This is a genomic window from Stenotrophomonas sp. PUT21, from assembly GCF_052232875.1.
Lineage (GTDB): Bacteria > Pseudomonadota > Gammaproteobacteria > Xanthomonadales > Xanthomonadaceae > Stenotrophomonas > Stenotrophomonas maltophilia_N.
Genome location: NZ_CP197645.1, coordinates 1,855,077 through 1,870,657, shown reverse-complemented (window position 1 = coordinate 1,870,657; position 15,581 = coordinate 1,855,077). Strand labels below are relative to the sequence as shown.

15 protein-coding genes are annotated in these 15,581 nt (G+C 66.0%); 8 read left to right on the top strand and 7 right to left on the bottom strand.

Translation table 11 applies throughout. The features are described 5' to 3' along the window. Positions 1-39: 39 nt before the first annotated feature. The 5 genes from ACTT2I_RS08735 to ACTT2I_RS08715 all read right to left on the bottom strand — a co-directional run bounded on the left by ACTT2I_RS08735 (position 40) and on the right by ACTT2I_RS08715 (position 4,680). A complete protein-coding gene (locus ACTT2I_RS08735) occupies positions 40-645 on the bottom strand; it encodes a DUF2894 domain-containing protein (protein WP_421099929.1) in 606 nt (201 codons plus the stop codon). Further along, the gene (locus ACTT2I_RS08730; RefSeq protein ID WP_421099930.1) at positions 635-1,282 is read right to left on the bottom strand and encodes an OmpA family protein; all 648 of its coding nucleotides are present in this window, start codon (positions 1,280-1,282) and stop codon (positions 635-637) included. Before ACTT2I_RS08730 ends, ACTT2I_RS08735 begins: the two co-directional genes overlap by 11 nt. Then, positions 1,279-3,531, bottom strand: a complete 2,253-nt coding sequence (locus ACTT2I_RS08725) for a DUF802 domain-containing protein (RefSeq protein WP_421099931.1) — start codon at positions 3,529-3,531, stop codon at positions 1,279-1,281. Before ACTT2I_RS08725 ends, ACTT2I_RS08730 begins: the two co-directional genes overlap by 4 nt. A 10-nt stretch (positions 3,532-3,541) precedes the next feature. Continuing rightward, the gene (locus tag ACTT2I_RS08720) at positions 3,542-4,219 is read right to left on the bottom strand and encodes a DUF3348 domain-containing protein (RefSeq protein WP_421099932.1); all 678 of its coding nucleotides are present in this window, start codon (positions 4,217-4,219) and stop codon (positions 3,542-3,544) included. A 101-nt stretch (positions 4,220-4,320) separates the two neighbouring features. Then, complete coding sequence (locus tag ACTT2I_RS08715; RefSeq protein WP_443096829.1) at positions 4,321-4,680, bottom strand: hypothetical protein; 360 nt, start codon at positions 4,678-4,680, stop codon at positions 4,321-4,323. Positions 4,681-4,878: 198 nt separating this feature from the next. On the opposite strand from ACTT2I_RS08715, the gene ACTT2I_RS08710 reads away from it, so the two are divergent. From ACTT2I_RS08710 to ACTT2I_RS08680, 7 genes are all read left to right on the top strand, one after another. Continuing rightward, positions 4,879-6,522, top strand: coding sequence for a hypothetical protein (locus ACTT2I_RS08710; RefSeq protein WP_421099933.1), 1,644 nt, complete (start codon positions 4,879-4,881; stop codon positions 6,520-6,522). 255 nt (positions 6,523-6,777) lie between these two features. Beyond that, positions 6,778-7,191 (top strand): host attachment family protein, encoded by a 414-nt coding sequence (locus ACTT2I_RS08705; RefSeq protein WP_421099934.1) that lies wholly within the window; start codon positions 6,778-6,780, stop codon positions 7,189-7,191. Positions 7,192-7,200: 9 nt separating this feature from the next. Next, positions 7,201-7,530 (top strand): thioredoxin family protein, encoded by a 330-nt coding sequence (locus ACTT2I_RS08700; protein WP_293981429.1) that lies wholly within the window; start codon positions 7,201-7,203, stop codon positions 7,528-7,530. 280 nt (positions 7,531-7,810) lie between these two features. Then, positions 7,811-9,298, top strand: a complete 1,488-nt coding sequence (proP, locus tag ACTT2I_RS08695) for a glycine betaine/L-proline transporter ProP (protein WP_293981432.1) — start codon at positions 7,811-7,813, stop codon at positions 9,296-9,298. A gap of 190 nt (positions 9,299-9,488) precedes the next feature. Further along, entirely contained in the window at positions 9,489-11,783 is a 2,295-nt protein-coding gene (locus ACTT2I_RS08690) for a GH92 family glycosyl hydrolase (protein WP_421099935.1), read from the top strand. A 93-nt stretch (positions 11,784-11,876) separates the two neighbouring features. Next, positions 11,877-12,218, top strand: coding sequence for a type II toxin-antitoxin system prevent-host-death family antitoxin (locus ACTT2I_RS08685; protein WP_293981438.1), 342 nt, complete (start codon positions 11,877-11,879; stop codon positions 12,216-12,218). 3 nt (positions 12,219-12,221) lie between these two features. Then, positions 12,222-12,845, top strand: coding sequence for a hypothetical protein (locus ACTT2I_RS08680; protein ID WP_088434275.1), 624 nt, complete (start codon positions 12,222-12,224; stop codon positions 12,843-12,845). Positions 12,846-12,848: 3 nt separating this feature from the next. Here ACTT2I_RS08680 and ACTT2I_RS08675 read toward each other — a convergent pair whose 3' ends face one another. Further along, the gene (locus tag ACTT2I_RS08675) at positions 12,849-13,466 is read right to left on the bottom strand and encodes a LysE/ArgO family amino acid transporter (protein ID WP_293981442.1); all 618 of its coding nucleotides are present in this window, start codon (positions 13,464-13,466) and stop codon (positions 12,849-12,851) included. Positions 13,467-13,569: 103 nt separating this feature from the next. On the opposite strand from ACTT2I_RS08675, the gene ACTT2I_RS08670 reads away from it, so the two are divergent. Continuing rightward, a complete protein-coding gene (locus tag ACTT2I_RS08670) occupies positions 13,570-14,463 on the top strand; it encodes a LysR family transcriptional regulator ArgP (RefSeq protein ID WP_421099936.1) in 894 nt (297 codons plus the stop codon). 15 nt (positions 14,464-14,478) lie between these two features. On the opposite strand, the gene ACTT2I_RS08665 is transcribed toward ACTT2I_RS08670, so the two are convergent. Further along, positions 14,479-15,558 carry a catalase family protein gene (locus ACTT2I_RS08665; RefSeq protein WP_421099937.1) on the bottom strand — a complete coding sequence of 360 codons (1,080 nt, stop codon included), beginning with the start codon at positions 15,556-15,558 and terminating at the stop codon, positions 14,479-14,481. Positions 15,559-15,581 lie beyond the last annotated feature (23 nt).

Sequence of the window (15,581 nt, the reverse complement as noted above, 5' to 3'; positions counted from 1 at the left end):
GCAATGTGCCGAGGGTCGAGTGACACGCTCGGCGGTCGATCAGCCGGCCGCCTTGCCCGCACGTGGCCGCCGCGGCTTTGCACCCCGTGATGCAGCCTTCGGCGTCGCCACGAGCACGCCCCACTGATGCAGATGCTCCATGCCGGACAGGGCATCCAGGTACGTCATGAAGTGCGTCAGATAACCGGGCGACGTGTCTTTCATCAGCGTCAGGGCGCGATGGACCAGCACGCCGGAATTCAGCGGGCCGCCATTGGTCGGCATTTGGGCGAGCGATTCCTTCAACTGGCTGGCATTGCGCAGCGTGGCCCAGCCTGCACGAACCTCGGCCAGCACGGGCAGTTCGGGGTAGGCCGGGTTGTGCTGGCGGGTCAATTCCGTGATCAGCGCCTGCAGGCTGATGCGCCCGGGTGACGGGCCCAGCCCGGATGGCGCCGCCGCGGATGCCTCGGCAATCCGCTCGCCGTAGCTGGCCACCCATGCATCCAGCTTTGCCTGCAACAGCGCCCGCACCTCGCCGTCATGCGCCTGCACACGGGCATGCAATGCCTCGATCACCGCAAAGCGCGTGCGGTCCAGCTCGTCGAGCTTGTCTGCTCGCCAACGCTGGAGAATCTCAGCGGTTGCGACAGGGTTACGGGGCATCCGCGGCCTTGCTCGCCTTGGGTTTCGGGATCGGGGCGATCTCCACGCGGCGGTTCTTCGCGCGGCCGTCCTCGTTGGCGTTGGAACTCACCGGCTGCTCGGCGCCGAACGCCGCGGCAAACACTGCATCCGACGGCACCCCCTCGGCGATCAGTGTGCGGGTCACGGTCAGCGCACGCTCGGCGGACAGTTCCCAGTTGTCGGCGAAGCGCCAGTTGCCGTCGCGCACCTGCTGGTCGTCGGTGAAGCCACTGACCATGAGGATTTCCTCGCGCGAGGCCAGATAGCCTTTCAGCGGACCGGCCAGGCTCTTGAGCACCTCCAGGCCCTCCGGCTGGAGCTGATCGGAGTTCAACGCGAACAGCACGTTGCCGCGGATGCCGATGCGGCCATCCACGAGCGTCACGCGTCCGGCCGCCAACGGCCCGGCCAGGGCCTGTTCCAGGGTCTGGCGGCGCTGCACTTCGGCCTGGCGCTGCTTGACCTCTTCATCCAGCCGATTGGTCAGCTCCAGCTGCAGCGCGACCACGCCGACCAGGATCAGCACGAACGCGCCGAGCAGCACCGACATCAGATCGCCGAAGGTGGCCCAGATCGGGGCGCCTCCGTCGGCCTCGACTTCGATCTCGTCGCTCATGCCGACGCGGCCCCGGCCTTGCTGCTGCGGCGGCCGGCCAGCTGCTGCAGCTCATCGATGATCTGCTTCTGCGAGAGCACGCTGAGGTCGATCACCTCACGGGCCTGCGCAACGTAATAGGCAAGCTGCTCATCGCTCCGTGCCAGCGAGCCATCCAGCGAGGCGGCAATCTGGGCCAGGCGCTCGTTGAGGCCATCGCTGGCGGTGCCGAAGGCGTGCACGGCGCTGCCGAGTGCATCGGCCAGGCTTGCGACTTCCACTGCACTGCCGGTGACCTGCGCGGCCACGCTGCCCAGCTTGCCGGTCTCGGCTTGGATGTGGTCGGTGAAGCGGGTGCCGACGCGGTCCAGCAGCTCGGCCGAGGTCGAGACCAGAGCATCCACGGCGACGCGCTGTTCGTTGGCGGCGTGATTGACTGCATCCAGCAGGGTCTCCACGGTGGCCAGCAGGCGGCTGCGTTCTTCCAGCGTGGCGGTGTCGCGGACCAGGCTGTCGGAGAGTTTGCTGCGCAGTTCGGCTACGACATCGGCCGCGGCCTTGGGCGCTTCCGAGGCGGCCTGTACCAGCCGCGAGATTTCGCTGATCGTTTCGCTGGCGTGCGCCTGGGCCTGCTGAGTGATCTCGCTGGCGGTGCGTGCCAGGGTGTCGCAGATCTCCTGCTGACGGCTGGCCACGCTCGCGCCGGTCTGCTCCCAGCGCTCGCCGAGGCGGGCGCTCATGGCGGTGAAGGCGTCGGTCCAGACGCTCAGGCGCTGCTGATCGCGTGCTTCCAGTGCGTCCTGCAGCTGGGCGTGCGAATGCTGCATCGCCTTGCCGAGCGAGACTGCCTGCGCCTGCAGCGTCGCGGCAGCGGCATCCAGCGCGTGCTGGTGGCGCTCGCTCAGTGCGGTCGCCGCGGCATCCTGGCGGGCCAGCGCCTGCTGCCAGGCCTCGGCGATCTGCGCGGTGGTGGCCTCCATGCGGCTGCCGACCGAATCGATCAGGCCGGTAGCCCGGGCGTCATGCGTTTGCGCGAAGCTGGCCAGCGTGCTGCGCAGCTCGGCGGCCATGGTTGCATTGGTCTGCTGCTGTGCGGACTGGGCGGCCTGCCAACCGTCAGCAGTGCTGACCAGCTTCGCGGAAACAGCGTCGAGCAGGCCGAGCGCGCGTTGATCGTGCTGTGCGGCGAATCCGTCCAGCGCGGCGCGCAGATCGTTGGTCAGTGCGGTGTTGGTCTGCTGCTGGCTGTCCAGCGCGGCCTGCCAGGACGCGGCGGTGGCCGCACGGCTGGCGTCGAACCCCTCGGTCAAGCCGGTCAGCTGGCGCTGCACCGCCTCAGTCACCGTCTCGTGCATGGTGGTGTTGGCGCGGGCGATGCCGGCCAGCGTGGTGTCCATCACCGGCTGCAGGGCTGCGCCGACCGCACGTGCGCTCTCGGCGACGCTGTCCTTCAGCGACTGCTCGATGGCAGCGGTCAGGCGCGCGTATTCCTCGTCGGCCTTGGCGTGGAAGCGCTGCTGGTTGGCCAGCAGCCGCTCGCCCGAGGCGCTGCTCTGCTGTTCGATCGCGGTGGACATGGCCTGCAGCCGGTCCACCAGCACGGGCATCAGTTCGGCCTGCTGCTGCAGCAGCCGGAAGGCTTCATTGCGCTGCCAGGACTGCGAGTGCGTGTGCAGGGTGGTGGCGATTTCCACGTCCAGCCGCTGTACCGCTTCCAGGCGCTCGCGCCGGCACAGCGCCGAGAGCAGGCCAAGCATGGCGGAGGTGGCGACGCCGGCGATCGAGGTGCCGAATGCCACTGCAAGGCCTTCCACCGGCGCGCCCAGCGAGCCACGGATGGCCTGCAGGTCGGTCGCGCTTTCCAGCGCCAGCCCGGTGCCGCGCAGGGTCGCCATCATGCCGAGCAGGGTGCCGAGCATGCCCAGCAGCACCAGCAGCCCGACCAGATAGGGGGTCAGAACCGGACCGGGCAGGGCCACCCGCTCGCCCTCCACGCGCAGACGCACGGCATTGCGCAGGCTGGGATGCAGCTGGCCGAGCCAGGCGGCCAGGCCGGGGGTGGCGGAGCCGGCACTGGCGCTGGCCGCCGTCAGCGACGCGGTCGCCTGCCGGTACCGATACAGCTCCAGGCCACCAGCGAGGTAGCAGACGGCGATCAGCAGGGCGACAGCGAAGCCGACCGGATTGGTGCTGACGTAACCGGCCCCGATCCAGCACACCGCAACAAGGCCCAGCAGGAAAACAACGTAGTGAAGACTGGTTCTGAACATGACGTCCCGGTTAGTGGGTGCGAAGCGCTGCAAGCAGGCCTTCGATCGGTTGAAAACGGAGATCCAGCTCGGCCAGCAGCAGGCTCTGCATGTCGCGGCGGAACACCTCGAGCCAGGCATCATCGCTGCCGGCATCGCGCAGGCGCTCGAAATGCACGCCCAGCAGCACCGGTACCTTGGCCAGCAGGCTGTGCTCGCGCGCGCTCAGGGTCTGCTCCATCAGGGCATCCACCTCGGCCAGCCGCGCCAGCTCGGGCGATGTGCGGGTCAGCATGTCGCGCAGGCGCCCGCGCAGCCGGCTGGTGGCGCCCAGCATGGAGCGCTGCACGGTGAGGTAGCGCTCGCGGTGCGCGGTGTATTCGGCCGGCACTTGGGCGCCCTCGGCGTCGACCGGCCGCCGACCAGCGCTGAAAGAGTCAGGTTCCTGAACAATGGTGGCTTCCAGCGCCGCGCGGATCCGCTGGCAGTCCGCGTCCTCGTCGGCATCGAAATCCGGCCCTTCGACCGCAGGCGGCAGCCGCCCATCGAGCGCCTTGGACAAGGTCACCGCCCGCGTCCAGTCCACCCATTCGCTGAGCCGGTCCGACAGGGCAGGGCCTGTCGAGGACAGGTTGCTTTGAGCGAGGCGGGCCAGCAGCCGGATGAAGGCCGGGCCCGGGACAGGGGTCCGTTGCGCGGTTTTGGCCATTGTTCCGGTTAAAACGGCGAATTTTACACCCGAACGGTGTGGCGCTGCCCGGGCAAGCGTTCAGTCTCCCTATCAGGGCTGAGCGCGGAACATCGTCCGCCTTACGCGCAGTGCAGTCCAATCTGCAGCATGTATCCTGCGTTTTGATCCACATATGCGATGCTGGCAACGAGCCTGCAGAGTGCGGAATGCGCAGGGCTGCCAGGAAGATCGTCGATTTCCGTGATCAGAGACTGAAGCTGCGACCGGAAAACCCGACATTCTTCCCGGTCAAGCAGAAGAAGCGAGCTGGCTCCCAAGGCGGGCAGTTCAAATCCCTTTTCGACTCCCAATGCGGACAGTCTTGACCATAAGCCCAACGAAATTCTGCCCCAAGCTGCAGTGGGCTCTTCGATGGCAATACGGTTATCGGGTGTGGCGAAAAAGACAACCACGAGCGCTTCAGTATCCATCCAATTCATTCTCGAGACCTGGCCCTGAAGACTAACGTGTACCCGACATCAGCGGCTATCCGGTGCGACGCACTCCATTGAAGTATGCTCTTGACGCACAGGAAGCGGTGACCTACCCATTGGAAGCAGGAGGCCGGGGTGAGTTCGAAGGATTATATTGGGAGCTCCATTGGACGTGGTCAGAGCCCCGTACAAGGACGCAAAAAGATGGCTAGGTTGACGAGGGGACCACTGCCTCTATTCATCATCGCCCTGTTGACCAGCGCGGTCATTCTCGTGTTGATCGCACTGGCAATCGGGCGATCCGGGCTCGGCATGCCTATCGCTCCCGGGGTCGAGGGCGCCGCAGGGATGAATCTTCAGTTGTGGTCACTGGTCATCGCGTCAGTTGTGGCGGTTGCTGGTTCAATCACAGCAGTGTTCATCGCGCACTCGGCATATCGTGCGCAACAGGACGCATTGAAACTCCAGCATCTGGAGGCGTTGCACAGCCACCCGGATTATAAACGGGCGCTGGGAATCGAGCGCGCCGCCCTCAAGATGTCTGCAGTATTGCAGCTGCTCGTCATGGGGCTCCGCGACAGTCAGTCCTATGCGCAGCTGACGGCCCGGGCCAATGCAGTGCCGATGATCAACAAATGGTCCTCGTTTTCGTCTTCGCTTCATGATGTGATCGTGGAGTCGGACCTTTACACCTATTTGCTGAGCGCGCAGACACGTAATGCCGATATTGTGCCTTGGTCGGTCTCGTCGCTACTTTCCACCGCTACCGATCTGGGAGCCATCGTGGCCGTTGCTGGAGGGACGTCCGCCCAGAATGGATCAGAGCAGGGTGATGCGCCCGAGTTGGCGCAGCTTCAGAGGGAGGCTGATCGCCGACTCTTTTCGCGCAACGCATTGGCACTGATTGCGGCATCCATTTTGCTGGATCGTGTCAGCCGGCTGCCAGATGCGATGGGCATTTTCAACGTGCTTACGAAGGACGATATGGGCACGCTGCTCTCGGGTGGGGCTTCCTCTGGGGTGTCCCGTTCCGAATCAAGCTGGGCTGCGCCTGGTTCGTTGAAGCTGATCACAGGCCAGCTGATCGATGAAATGCTTGCGCGTGCTTCAAAGACGAATATTCCAGTCGTACCGGTAGAAAGGGTGGCTCAGACGGTCGCGAGGACATTGCGGACGCATTTTGACGAATACGATCCCGAACCGGCACGGGAACGTCGCGGCAGGCCATATGTTTTGGTTGACTACGACGTCCCGTTCGCCCGTGAGGCGCTGGTGGTGGCATGTGACCGCGCCTTGGCGGTCGATCCCCGCAAGTTCGCAGAAGGACGGGACGTACCCGGCGTCGCAGCGGAGGTGGTGCATATCGAACGGATCGTTGATTTTGCCAAATACTGCGATCTTGGTGATGATCTCTCTGCGCGCGGGTTGCAGACCCTGGGCGATCTTCTCCCACCCGATGGGTCGGCTCTGGACACTTACGTCCGAGCCACACTTGACCGATTGCTCACCAAGATCGCGGCCGTACCGCGCGATTCGCTTTTCGTGCTGCATCTGCTCTCCGTCAAGGATCAGGCAGCAATGGCGTATTTAGCGGGACAGCTCGGCAAGGCCGTGCTGGTCTGGCATGGGTGGCCGTTTTTGCCGAACGAAAACGTTGCGTTCAAAACTCTCATCGACGATCGGCAGTTTACGCGTGCGGCATTTGATTCGGACCACATCAGCGTGGATGTTCCTTTGGTTTTTCTTGGCACGCTGTCGGACACCATTGAACCGATCTCGGATCCGAACAGCAATGCGCAAAAGCTCCGTACACGCTGTTCCTACATGATTGTATCGGACCTGATCTAGAGAGGGTCTCGTCATCGCCCGCGCCGACAGCCCAGGTCTGTTCGGGCCGTTCCGCCGGCGGGCTGCAGACAGGGGAATAGTCGGGCCGGTTGGTGGAGGGAATGCCCCGACGGCGCTGGCGTAACCCCGTGCGCAGCGGGGCGGACTGCGACTGCATACGCCGCGCATACATCCGTATGCACGGTGCTTACATGCCTTCGCCTACGGTGGCCGTAGAGTGCACCCGCGCTCTGTTTTCCCATTAAGGAGTAGATGATGAGTCAGCAGATTCCCGAAGGTACCCTGGTCGTTGTAGCCGATGGTGGCTCGGCCCGCGTGTTCACCAACGTCGGCACCGCGCACAAGCTGCAGCTCAAGCAGGAGGGGGAACTGCAGCTGCAGGCCGTCAGCGATACGGGTGCGTCCGGCCAGGGGCCCTCCGGTTCGGTGCCGCAGGAGATGACCATCTCCCAGCTCAACGAGGCGACCTTTGCCAAGCAGGTCGCGGCGCAGTTGAACGAAGACGCGTTTAAGAACCGCTACGCGCATCTGATCCTGATCGCCGATCCGCAGACCCTGGGCCGTATCCGCCCGCTGCTGCACAAGGAAACGCAGGAGCGCCTGATCAAGGATCTCGCCAAGGATTTCACCAACGCGCCGCTGGAGGATATCCAGCGCGCTCTGTCCTGAGCATCGCCCATGGCCTTCGTTCGTGAGTACAGCCCATCGGACATCACCCGCGCCGAGATCGACGCGGGCAGCGGGTGGGTGCTGCTGGAGTTCGGTACCGGCTGGTGCGGTCATTGCAGTGCCGCCCAGCCGCTGTTGCAGAAGTTTCTTGGCGGCTACGACGCGACACACGTGAAGGTCGAGGACGGGAAGGGGCGGCCACTGGGCCGCTCCTTCGCCGTCAAGCTGTGGCCGACCGTGATCCTGTTGCGCGATGGCCAGGAAATCGCGCGGGCGGTGCGGCCGCACGAGCGCGAGGATCTGGCGCCGCTGATCGACGCGCTGGAACGCGGCCAGTAACGCCAGGGAAACAGCTTGAAACACGCTGTTCCATGCGCCGCAGACTCGCATGGAGGGGATCGACTGCGCCAAGTGTAGTAAGATGGTCCGCTTGATCACCCCCGGGCCATTGCCCGCTTCCTGGTCATCCATCCCGCAGCGTCGCTGAGTCCACGCGGCCGTCCGGGATCGTCTGTTGCAACCCCTCTTCGCGCATCGCGCTGTGTCATCAGAGGCGGTATTTCCTGTGCCGTGCGCGGGACCTCGGGCGCCGCGATGGCCTGCTTCCAGGAGAAAGCAGATGCAGGACCTGCATGCCGCACATGCTCATTTCGGCTGGTTCAAACGCCGCCGCCAGATGCACGTCGACGAAGTGACCGTCGTTGATCGCCCGATGTTGAAGAAAGCCGTAGGCGCTGCCGCACTCGGCAACGCGATGGAGTGGTTTGATTTCGGTGTGTATGGCTATCTCGCCGTCACCCTCGGCCACGTGTTTTTCCCCGGCAGCAGCCCGACCGCGCAGCTGATCGCCACCTTCGCCACCTTCACCGTCGCCTTCCTGGTGCGCCCGCTGGGCGGGCTGGTGTTCGGCCCGCTGGGTGACAAGTACGGCCGCCAGAAAGTGCTCGCGTTCACCATGATCCTGATGGCCGCCGGCACCTTCAGTATCGGCTTGATTCCCTCTTTCGACCGCATCGGCCTGTGGGCACCGGCACTGCTGCTGCTGGCCCGTGTCGTGCAGGGCTTCTCCACCGGCGGTGAGTACGGTGGCGCGGCCACCTTCATCGCCGAGTACTCGACGGACCGCAACCGCGGCCTGATGGGCAGCTGGCTGGAGTTCGGCACGTTGGGCGGCTACATCGCCGGCGCCGGCACCGTCACTGCATTGCACATGGCCCTGAGCAGCACGCAGATGCTGGACTGGGGCTGGCGCATTCCCTTCCTGGTGGCCGGTCCGCTGGGGCTGCTCGGCCTGTACATGCGCATGAAGCTGGAGGAGACGCCGGCCTTCCGCGCGTACGCCGAAGAGGCCGAGAAACGCGACCATGAGCGCCCGGGCCTGGGCGCGCTGTTCCGCGTGCATTGGGCGCAGCTGCTGATCTGCGTGGGCCTGGTGCTGGTGTTCAACGTCACCGACTACATGCTGCTGACCTACATGCCCAGCTACCTGAGCGTGACGATGGGCTATGCCGAGAGCAAAGGCCTGCTGCTGATCATCATCGTGATGCTGGTGATGATGCCGCTCAACGTGCTGGGCGGGTTGTTCAGTGATCGCCTCGGCCGCCGCCCGATGATCATCGGCGCCTGCATCGCGCTGTTCCTGCTGGCCATCCCGTGCCTGAAGCTGGTCGGCAGTGGCAATGACTGGCTGATCTTCCTCGGGTTGATGCTGCTCGGCGTGGCCCTGGTGTGCTTCACCAGTTCGATGCCGTCCACGCTGCCGGCCCTGTTCTATACCCCGGTGCGCTACAGCGCGCTGTCGATCGCCTTCAACGTCTCGGTCTCGTTGTTTGGTGGCACCACGCCGCTGGTCACCGCATGGCTGGTGGAGCGCACCGGCGACCCGCTGGTGCCGGCGTACTACCTGATGGGCGCGGCGGTGATCGGTGTGATCACCATGCTGTTCGTGCGCGAAACCGCGGGCATGCCGCTGCGCGGTTCGCCGCCGGCGGTGGCGAGCGAAGCCGAAGCCCGTGCGCTGATGCGCAGCGATGAGCCGGTCACGGTGGATGCGACCCAGCCGACGCTGCCGGTGGCAGCGGTGCCAGAAGAGGCGCGCCCGGCGTAATGCCGGCCCGCTTCCATCACCCGTGCCGCAACCATGGCGTCGGCCGATAGGGCCGGCGCCGGGGACACCCGCACCGCAACATGTCAGCCGGATCGGCCAGTGCTAGGATCAACCTCACCTGAATCGATCTAAATTCAACGCCATGACAAAAACGGGGACGGTGCGCTGGTTGGGGCTCGCGGTAGGGGCGATGTTGGTGGCCGGCACAGCCACGGGGGCGCCAGCGAAGGTCGGCGAGCGCGCGTATGCCGCGGTGGATCCGTTCATCGGTACGGCGGGGGAGGGGCATACCTATCCCGGTGCCACGGTGCCGTTCGGGATGGTCCAACTCAGTCCGGACACCCGCATCCAGCCGCGTGAGAAGGCCTATGGCTGGGCGGCAGGCTACCGGCATGACGACACCAGCATCGTCGGCTTCTCGCACACGCACTTCTCCGGCAGTGGCCATTCCGATCTGGGCGATGTGCTGCTGATGCCGGTGCGCACCGATGCCAGCCTGGAGCGCGGCGATCCGGACAAACCCGGCAGCGGCTATACCTCGCGCTTCCGTCACGATGACGAGCGCGCCGAGCCGGGCTACTACGCCGTCACCCTGGATGATCCGAAGGTGCGCGCGGAGCTGACCACCAGCACGCGCGTGGGCGTGCACCGCTATACCTATCCGGCCAATCAGCCGGCACGCGTGCTGCTGGACCTGCGCACCAGCCTCTACGACTATCCTGGCAAGATCATGTGGTCGCGCCTGCGCGCCCGCGAGGACGGCACCATCACCGGTTTCCGCGAGACCCGCGGCTGGGCACCGGGTCGCCAGTTGTATTTCGCGATGCGCTTCTCGCGGCCACTGACCGGTCACGCATTCCACAACACCGAAACCGACATCGCCTACAAGGGCTTCCCACCGCCGGGGCATCAGAGCCCGGCGCAGCGTGCGCAGATCGAAGGGCGCCAGCTGGTGGGCACGTTCGATTTCGGCAAGTTGGACGTACCGCTGGTGGTGACGGTGGCGATCTCGTCGGTCAGCGAGGCAGGGGCGATCGCCAACCTGGAAAGCGAGGTGCCCGGCTTCGATTTCGACCGTGTCCGCGCGGAGGCGAAGACGCAGTGGACGCAGGCGTTGTCGGTGCTGGATATCGACGGCCCCGAGCACGACCGCCGCAGCGCCTACACCGCGCTGTATCACAGCCTGCTCGGGCCGACGGTGTTCATGGACAGCGATGGCCAGTACCGCGGCTCGGATAACGCCGTGCATCGCGCCGAGGGCTACACCAACTATTCGACCTTCTCGCTGTGGGATACCTACCGCGCCCTGCATCCGCTGCTGACCCTGGTGCAGCCGGAAAAGCGCAACAGCGATTTCATCAATTCACTGCTCGCGCACCAGCACAACAGCGCTTACGGGATGCTGCCGGTGTGGGCGTTCCATGGGCAGGAAACGTGGTGCATGATCGGCTACCACGCGGTGCCGGTGATCGCCGATGCCTACCTCAAGGGCATCCGTGGTTTCGATGAGAACAAGGCACTGGCCGCCATGGTGGCCACCGCCAATTACGGCCCGTACGACGGCATCGCGCAGTACCGCGAGCTGGGCTGGGTGCCGATTGACGAAGAAGGCGAGGCGGCCAGCAAAACCCTGGAGTACGCCTTCGACGACTGGACCATCGCGCGCATGGCCAAGGCCATGGGCAACACGACGGTCGCCGGTGAGTTCGAGAAGCGCGCCACGAACTGGCGCAATGCGTTCGACAAGGACACCGGCTTCATGCGGGCACGCAAGCGCGATGGCAGCTTCCGCACGCCGTTCGACCCGAGCGCCAGCGGCTACGGCACGGACTACACCGAAGGCAACGCCTGGCAGTACTCGTGGTATGTGCCGCACGATGTGGCCGGCCTGGCCGCCGCGCACGGGGGCAGCGATAAACTGCTGGCCCGTCTGGACGAAGTGTTCGAGGCCAAGGTCGACCCCGCGATCTTCGAGCACATGGAAGACATCACCGGGCTGATCGGCTGGTATGCGCATGGCAATGAGCCCAGCCACCATGTGGCCTACCTGTATGCCCATGCGGGCCAGCCGTGGCGCACCCAGGCGCGGCTGAAGCAGATCATGGACACCCAGTACGCCGATCGTCCCGATGGCCTGGCCGGCAATGACGACCTCGGCCAGATGTCGGCCTGGTACGTGTTCACCGCGCTGGGCTTCTACCCGGTCGCCCCGGGCAGCGGCGAGTACATCATCGGCCGCCCGTTCCTGCCCAAGGCGGCGCTGCACCTGCCCAATGGCAAGACCTTCACCATCGTCACCGAGGGGCTGGGCAAGGGCCACGATTACGTCGGCTCGGTCACCCTCAATGGCCAGCCGCTGCAGCGCACCTTCCTGCGCCACGACGAGATCCTGGCCGGCGGCGAGCTGCGCTTCACGCTCCAGGCCGCGCCGAACAAGGCTTGGCCGGGGCAGGGCGCCGAGCAGCCGTACTCGATGTCCCACTGACGGGCTTGCGGACCCTCCTTCTGGCCAAAATGGGATTTATGTCCAATTTGGCCAGAAGGGGTATAGTGGGCACATCCCGTCCTGGAGCGTGCCATGACCCTGCCACTGGATCTGCCCGGCCTTGAGAAAGCCACTGCCTCCTCGGTGAAAACCCGCGGCTGGCCCAGCCTGATGCGGACCGTCCGCGAGAAGCAGGCGCTGGTGATCACCAACCACAATCACCCCGAAGCGGTGATCGTGGATATCAAGACCTATCAGGAACTGCTGGCCAAGGCGGGCGGCGGCGACGCCGATGAGCGGCTGGGCGAACTGGACCGCCTGCGCGCTGCGTTCGACACCACGCTGGCCAGCCTCGGCCGTGAGGGTGGGCTGGGCAAGGTGCTGGGGCAGCCGATCCGCCGGGGCCGCAAGGTCGCGCTCGGCAGTCCGCTCTGACCGATGGGACGGATTCTGGTGCTGGCCGGCGTCAATGGCGCCGGCAAGAGTTCGCTGCTGGGCATGTGGCTGGAAGAAGAAGGCCTGACCTGGTTCAACCCGGATACGTTTACCCGTCGCCTGGTCGAGATGGGCTGGGCGCTGGGCGAGGCCAACGCTGCGGCGTGGAATGAAGGCGCGCGGCGGCTGCGGCAGGCGATCGACGAAGGCACCGACTTCGCGTTCGAGACCACGCTGGGCGGCAATACCATTCCGCGCCTGCTGCGCGAGGCCTGCGACCGCCACCACGTGGCCATCTGGTTCTGTGGCCTGCAGAGCGTGGAACTGCACATGCAACGCGTCGCCGCACGGGTCAGCCGGGGCGGGCATGACATTCCGGCCGACAAGATCCGTGCCCGCTACGATTCCTCGCGCGAGAACCTGTTGGCGCTGCTGCCACACCTGGCCGAGCTGCATGTCTACGACAACAGCGCCCCGGCCGATGCCGACGGCGCCGAACCGCTGCCGGTGCTGCAGCTGGATCGCAACGGGCTGCACTACCCGGCATCGGCGATCGAGCTGCTGCAGACGCCGGACTGGGCCAAGCCGATCGTGATGCGCGCGATGGAGCTGCACACCCCGGCGTGAGCGTTACTGCAATGGCCTGAGCAGCAACAAGAGGCTCAGTGCCAGCATGAACACCGCGATGCCCGCATCCAGCCAGCGCCATGCCCGGGCGTGGGCAAACCACGGCTGCAGCCAGCGTGCGCCGAAACCCAGCGTGGTGAACCACGACACGCTGGCCAGGCAGGCGCCTGCCGCGAAGACCCAGCGCGCATCGCCTGGATAGCGGGTGGAGAGGCTGCCGAGCAACACCATGGTGTCCAGATAGACGTGCGGATTGAGGAAGGTAAACGCCAGGCAGATCAGCAGCGTCCGCCGCCAGTCCGCGCGGATGTCGGCACCGGCACCGAGCCCGCCACCGCCGGACCACGCCCGGCGCGCCGCCATCAGGCCATACACGGCGAGAAAGCCGGCACCTCCGAATCGCAGGACCTCCAGCAGCAGCGGGAAGCGCGCCACGGCCGCACCGATGCCGGCCACCCCGAGCAGGATCAGGGCGATGTCGCCGGCAGCGCAGACCGCGACCACCAGCATCACATGCTGCTGTTTCAGGCCCTGCCGGAGCACGAAGGCATTCTGTGCGCCGATGGCGATGATGAGACCGGCACCGGCGAGAAACCCGGCGAGGGCGGCAGCAGGAAGCATGGCGATATCCACGGGAGGGGCGTGCAGGGTGCCGCCCGCACCGCCATAAGCCCAACTACAATTCCTGTGGCACGATAAGCCTATCTGATGCGGATGCCGTGAGATGAGCCTGCTCCACCCCCAACTTGCCGCGTTCTCGGCCGTCCTGGAGGAAGGGAGTTTCGAGGCGGCCGCACGCCGGCTCAGCCTCACCCAGTCGGCGATCTCCCAGCGGATCAAGGCGCTCGAGGATCGCCTTGGCCAGGTACTGATCGTGCGCCAGTCGCCATGCCACCCCACACCGGCCGGCGAGCAGCTGCTGCGCCGCGTGCGCCCCATGCAGACGCTGGAAGCAGAGGTGCTCGCCGACTTCCTGCCTGATGCGGACCTGCCGCATCGCAACGTCTGCGTGGCGGTCAACGACGACTCGCTGGAAACCTGGTTCCTGCCGGCGCTGGCGGCGCTGCACGACGCACATGGCTACACCTTCGACCTGCGCGTGGACGACCAGGATCACACCCTGGATCTGCTGCGCGACGGGTCGGCCCTCGGCGCGGTGACCGCCGATGCGAAGGCACTGCAGGGATGCAACGTCTACCCGCTGGGCACCATGCGCTACGTGGCGATCGCGGCGCCGGTGTTCAACGTGCGGTATTTCGGCGCAGGGGTCAGTGCGGTATCGCTGGCCACGGCGCCGATGATCGTGTTCAACCGCAAAGACCGCCTGCAGGCACGGTACCTGCGCAACGTCACCCGCGCTGTGCTCGCGCCGCCGGTGCACTATCTGCCCACGTCGACCGGCTTTGTCGACGCCGCTGCGCTGGGCCTGGGCTGGTGCCTGGTTCCAGAGTCGCTGGCGGCCCCGGCGCTGCAGCGCCAACGCGTGGTCGAACTCGACCCGACGCGCTGGATCGACGTGCCGTTGTACTGGCAGCACGCCGCGATCCGCTCGACCACGCTTCAGCGCATCACGACCGCCCTGCGCGAAGCGGCGGGCAAAGTGCTGCGTGATCCATGACGTGCAGGCGGGCCGTCAGCCCACTGGCTCGTGGATGGGACAGCCGTTGAACCGCGAACGGAACTGACGCGAGGCGGCCATCACCACGCGACGCGCACGGTTCAAGCCCCCCAGCGGCCGGTGCTCGGCGAGCGCGTGCCACGGTGCAAATGCCAGTGCATCCTCGATGCCCGGCGAGCTGCCGGGCTGCCAGGCCTCCTGCTGCGCGATGCTCAGGCGTGCAACCGGCAGGAACGGGCTGACCGCCTCGGGCCACGCGACCGACGCATCTTCGATCGGCATGCATTCCACATCCCGGCACAACTGCACACGCAATTCCCATTCCACGGGATTGGGCAGGTCGGTGAAGAACGCCACCACCGCGTCACGCTGCGCATCCTCGTCCGAGCCGATCTTGTCACCGGTCAGCGCAAGCAGCGCCGGTGAGACCGGGGCCAGGGAAAACTTGGCCATGTACGGGCCATACAGGAACGGCACCTGGCTGAAGAACGTCTCGCCCAGCGGATGGTGCTGCGGCTCGCCCCCCATGCCTTTCAGCGTGGCACTCTGGCCGCCCACCGCTTCCAGCGCCGCCTCCGCGCCGCGCAGCGTGGCCGATATCATCCGCTTGGTGCGCGGCATCCGTTCGGTGGTGGCGGCCAACAGCTTGGCCGAGCGCAGGAAGCCCGCCACGCCGGGCGTAGTGAACGCTGGGCCGTTGACCATCAGGAAATCCTGGGTGTGCTGCTCCTCGGCGCCGTCCGCCCGCGCACCCTCCACACCGATCACCTTGAGCGCCATCCCGCGTGGGGTGGAGACCGAATCGGGGAGCTGCTCGGCCGGCGGGGACGACAGCCGAACCAGTGCGTCGTAGCTTCCCGGGCGCGCGAACAGACCGTGGCGCAGCTCCGCCGGCAATCCATCCAGCACGCGCAGCCGCCCCTTCAACAGGCCTTGGCCCTTGGCATGGACCGCACGGTGCGCGTGGCCTTCCTGCTCGGCCACGGTCAAGGCCATGCGCGCGAATACCTCGGTCAGCTCGCGGATATGCGTGGCCTCATCTTCGTCGGCATGCTCAAGCGAGGCGTGGTAAAGAACGGGTGGGGGCAGGGACATGCAAGGCTCCTCTGTGGTCGAAC

Excerpts from the sequence above, each read along its gene's own strand:
- ACTT2I_RS08680 (WP_088434275.1), top strand. The coding sequence starts at position 12,222 with ATGGGACGGATTCTGGTGCTGGCCGGCGTCAATGGCGCCGGCAAGAGT.
- ACTT2I_RS08675 (WP_293981442.1), bottom strand. The coding sequence starts at position 13,466 with ATGCTTCCTGCTGCCGCCCTCGCCGGGTTTCTCGCCGGTGCCGGTCTC.
- ACTT2I_RS08735 (WP_421099929.1), bottom strand. The coding sequence starts at position 645 with ATGCCCCGTAACCCTGTCGCAACCGCTGAGATTCTCCAGCGTTGGCGA.
- ACTT2I_RS08725 (WP_421099931.1), bottom strand. The coding sequence starts at position 3,531 with ATGTTCAGAACCAGTCTTCACTACGTTGTTTTCCTGCTGGGCCTTGTT.
- proP (WP_293981432.1), top strand. The coding sequence starts at position 7,811 with ATGCAGGACCTGCATGCCGCACATGCTCATTTCGGCTGGTTCAAACGC.
- ACTT2I_RS08690 (WP_421099935.1), top strand. The coding sequence starts at position 9,489 with ATGTTGGTGGCCGGCACAGCCACGGGGGCGCCAGCGAAGGTCGGCGAG.
- ACTT2I_RS08720 (WP_421099932.1), bottom strand. The coding sequence starts at position 4,219 with ATGGCCAAAACCGCGCAACGGACCCCTGTCCCGGGCCCGGCCTTCATC.
- ACTT2I_RS08700 (WP_293981429.1), top strand. The coding sequence starts at position 7,201 with ATGGCCTTCGTTCGTGAGTACAGCCCATCGGACATCACCCGCGCCGAG.
- ACTT2I_RS08715 (WP_443096829.1), bottom strand. The coding sequence starts at position 4,680 with ATGAATTGGATGGATACTGAAGCGCTCGTGGTTGTCTTTTTCGCCACA.
- ACTT2I_RS08665 (WP_421099937.1), bottom strand. The coding sequence starts at position 15,558 with ATGTCCCTGCCCCCACCCGTTCTTTACCACGCCTCGCTTGAGCATGCC.
- ACTT2I_RS08730 (WP_421099930.1), bottom strand. The coding sequence starts at position 1,282 with ATGAGCGACGAGATCGAAGTCGAGGCCGACGGAGGCGCCCCGATCTGG.
- ACTT2I_RS08710 (WP_421099933.1), top strand. The coding sequence starts at position 4,879 with ATGGCTAGGTTGACGAGGGGACCACTGCCTCTATTCATCATCGCCCTG.
- ACTT2I_RS08705 (WP_421099934.1), top strand. The coding sequence starts at position 6,778 with ATGAGTCAGCAGATTCCCGAAGGTACCCTGGTCGTTGTAGCCGATGGT.
- ACTT2I_RS08670 (WP_421099936.1), top strand. The coding sequence starts at position 13,570 with ATGAGCCTGCTCCACCCCCAACTTGCCGCGTTCTCGGCCGTCCTGGAG.
- ACTT2I_RS08685 (WP_293981438.1), top strand. The coding sequence starts at position 11,877 with ATGACCCTGCCACTGGATCTGCCCGGCCTTGAGAAAGCCACTGCCTCC.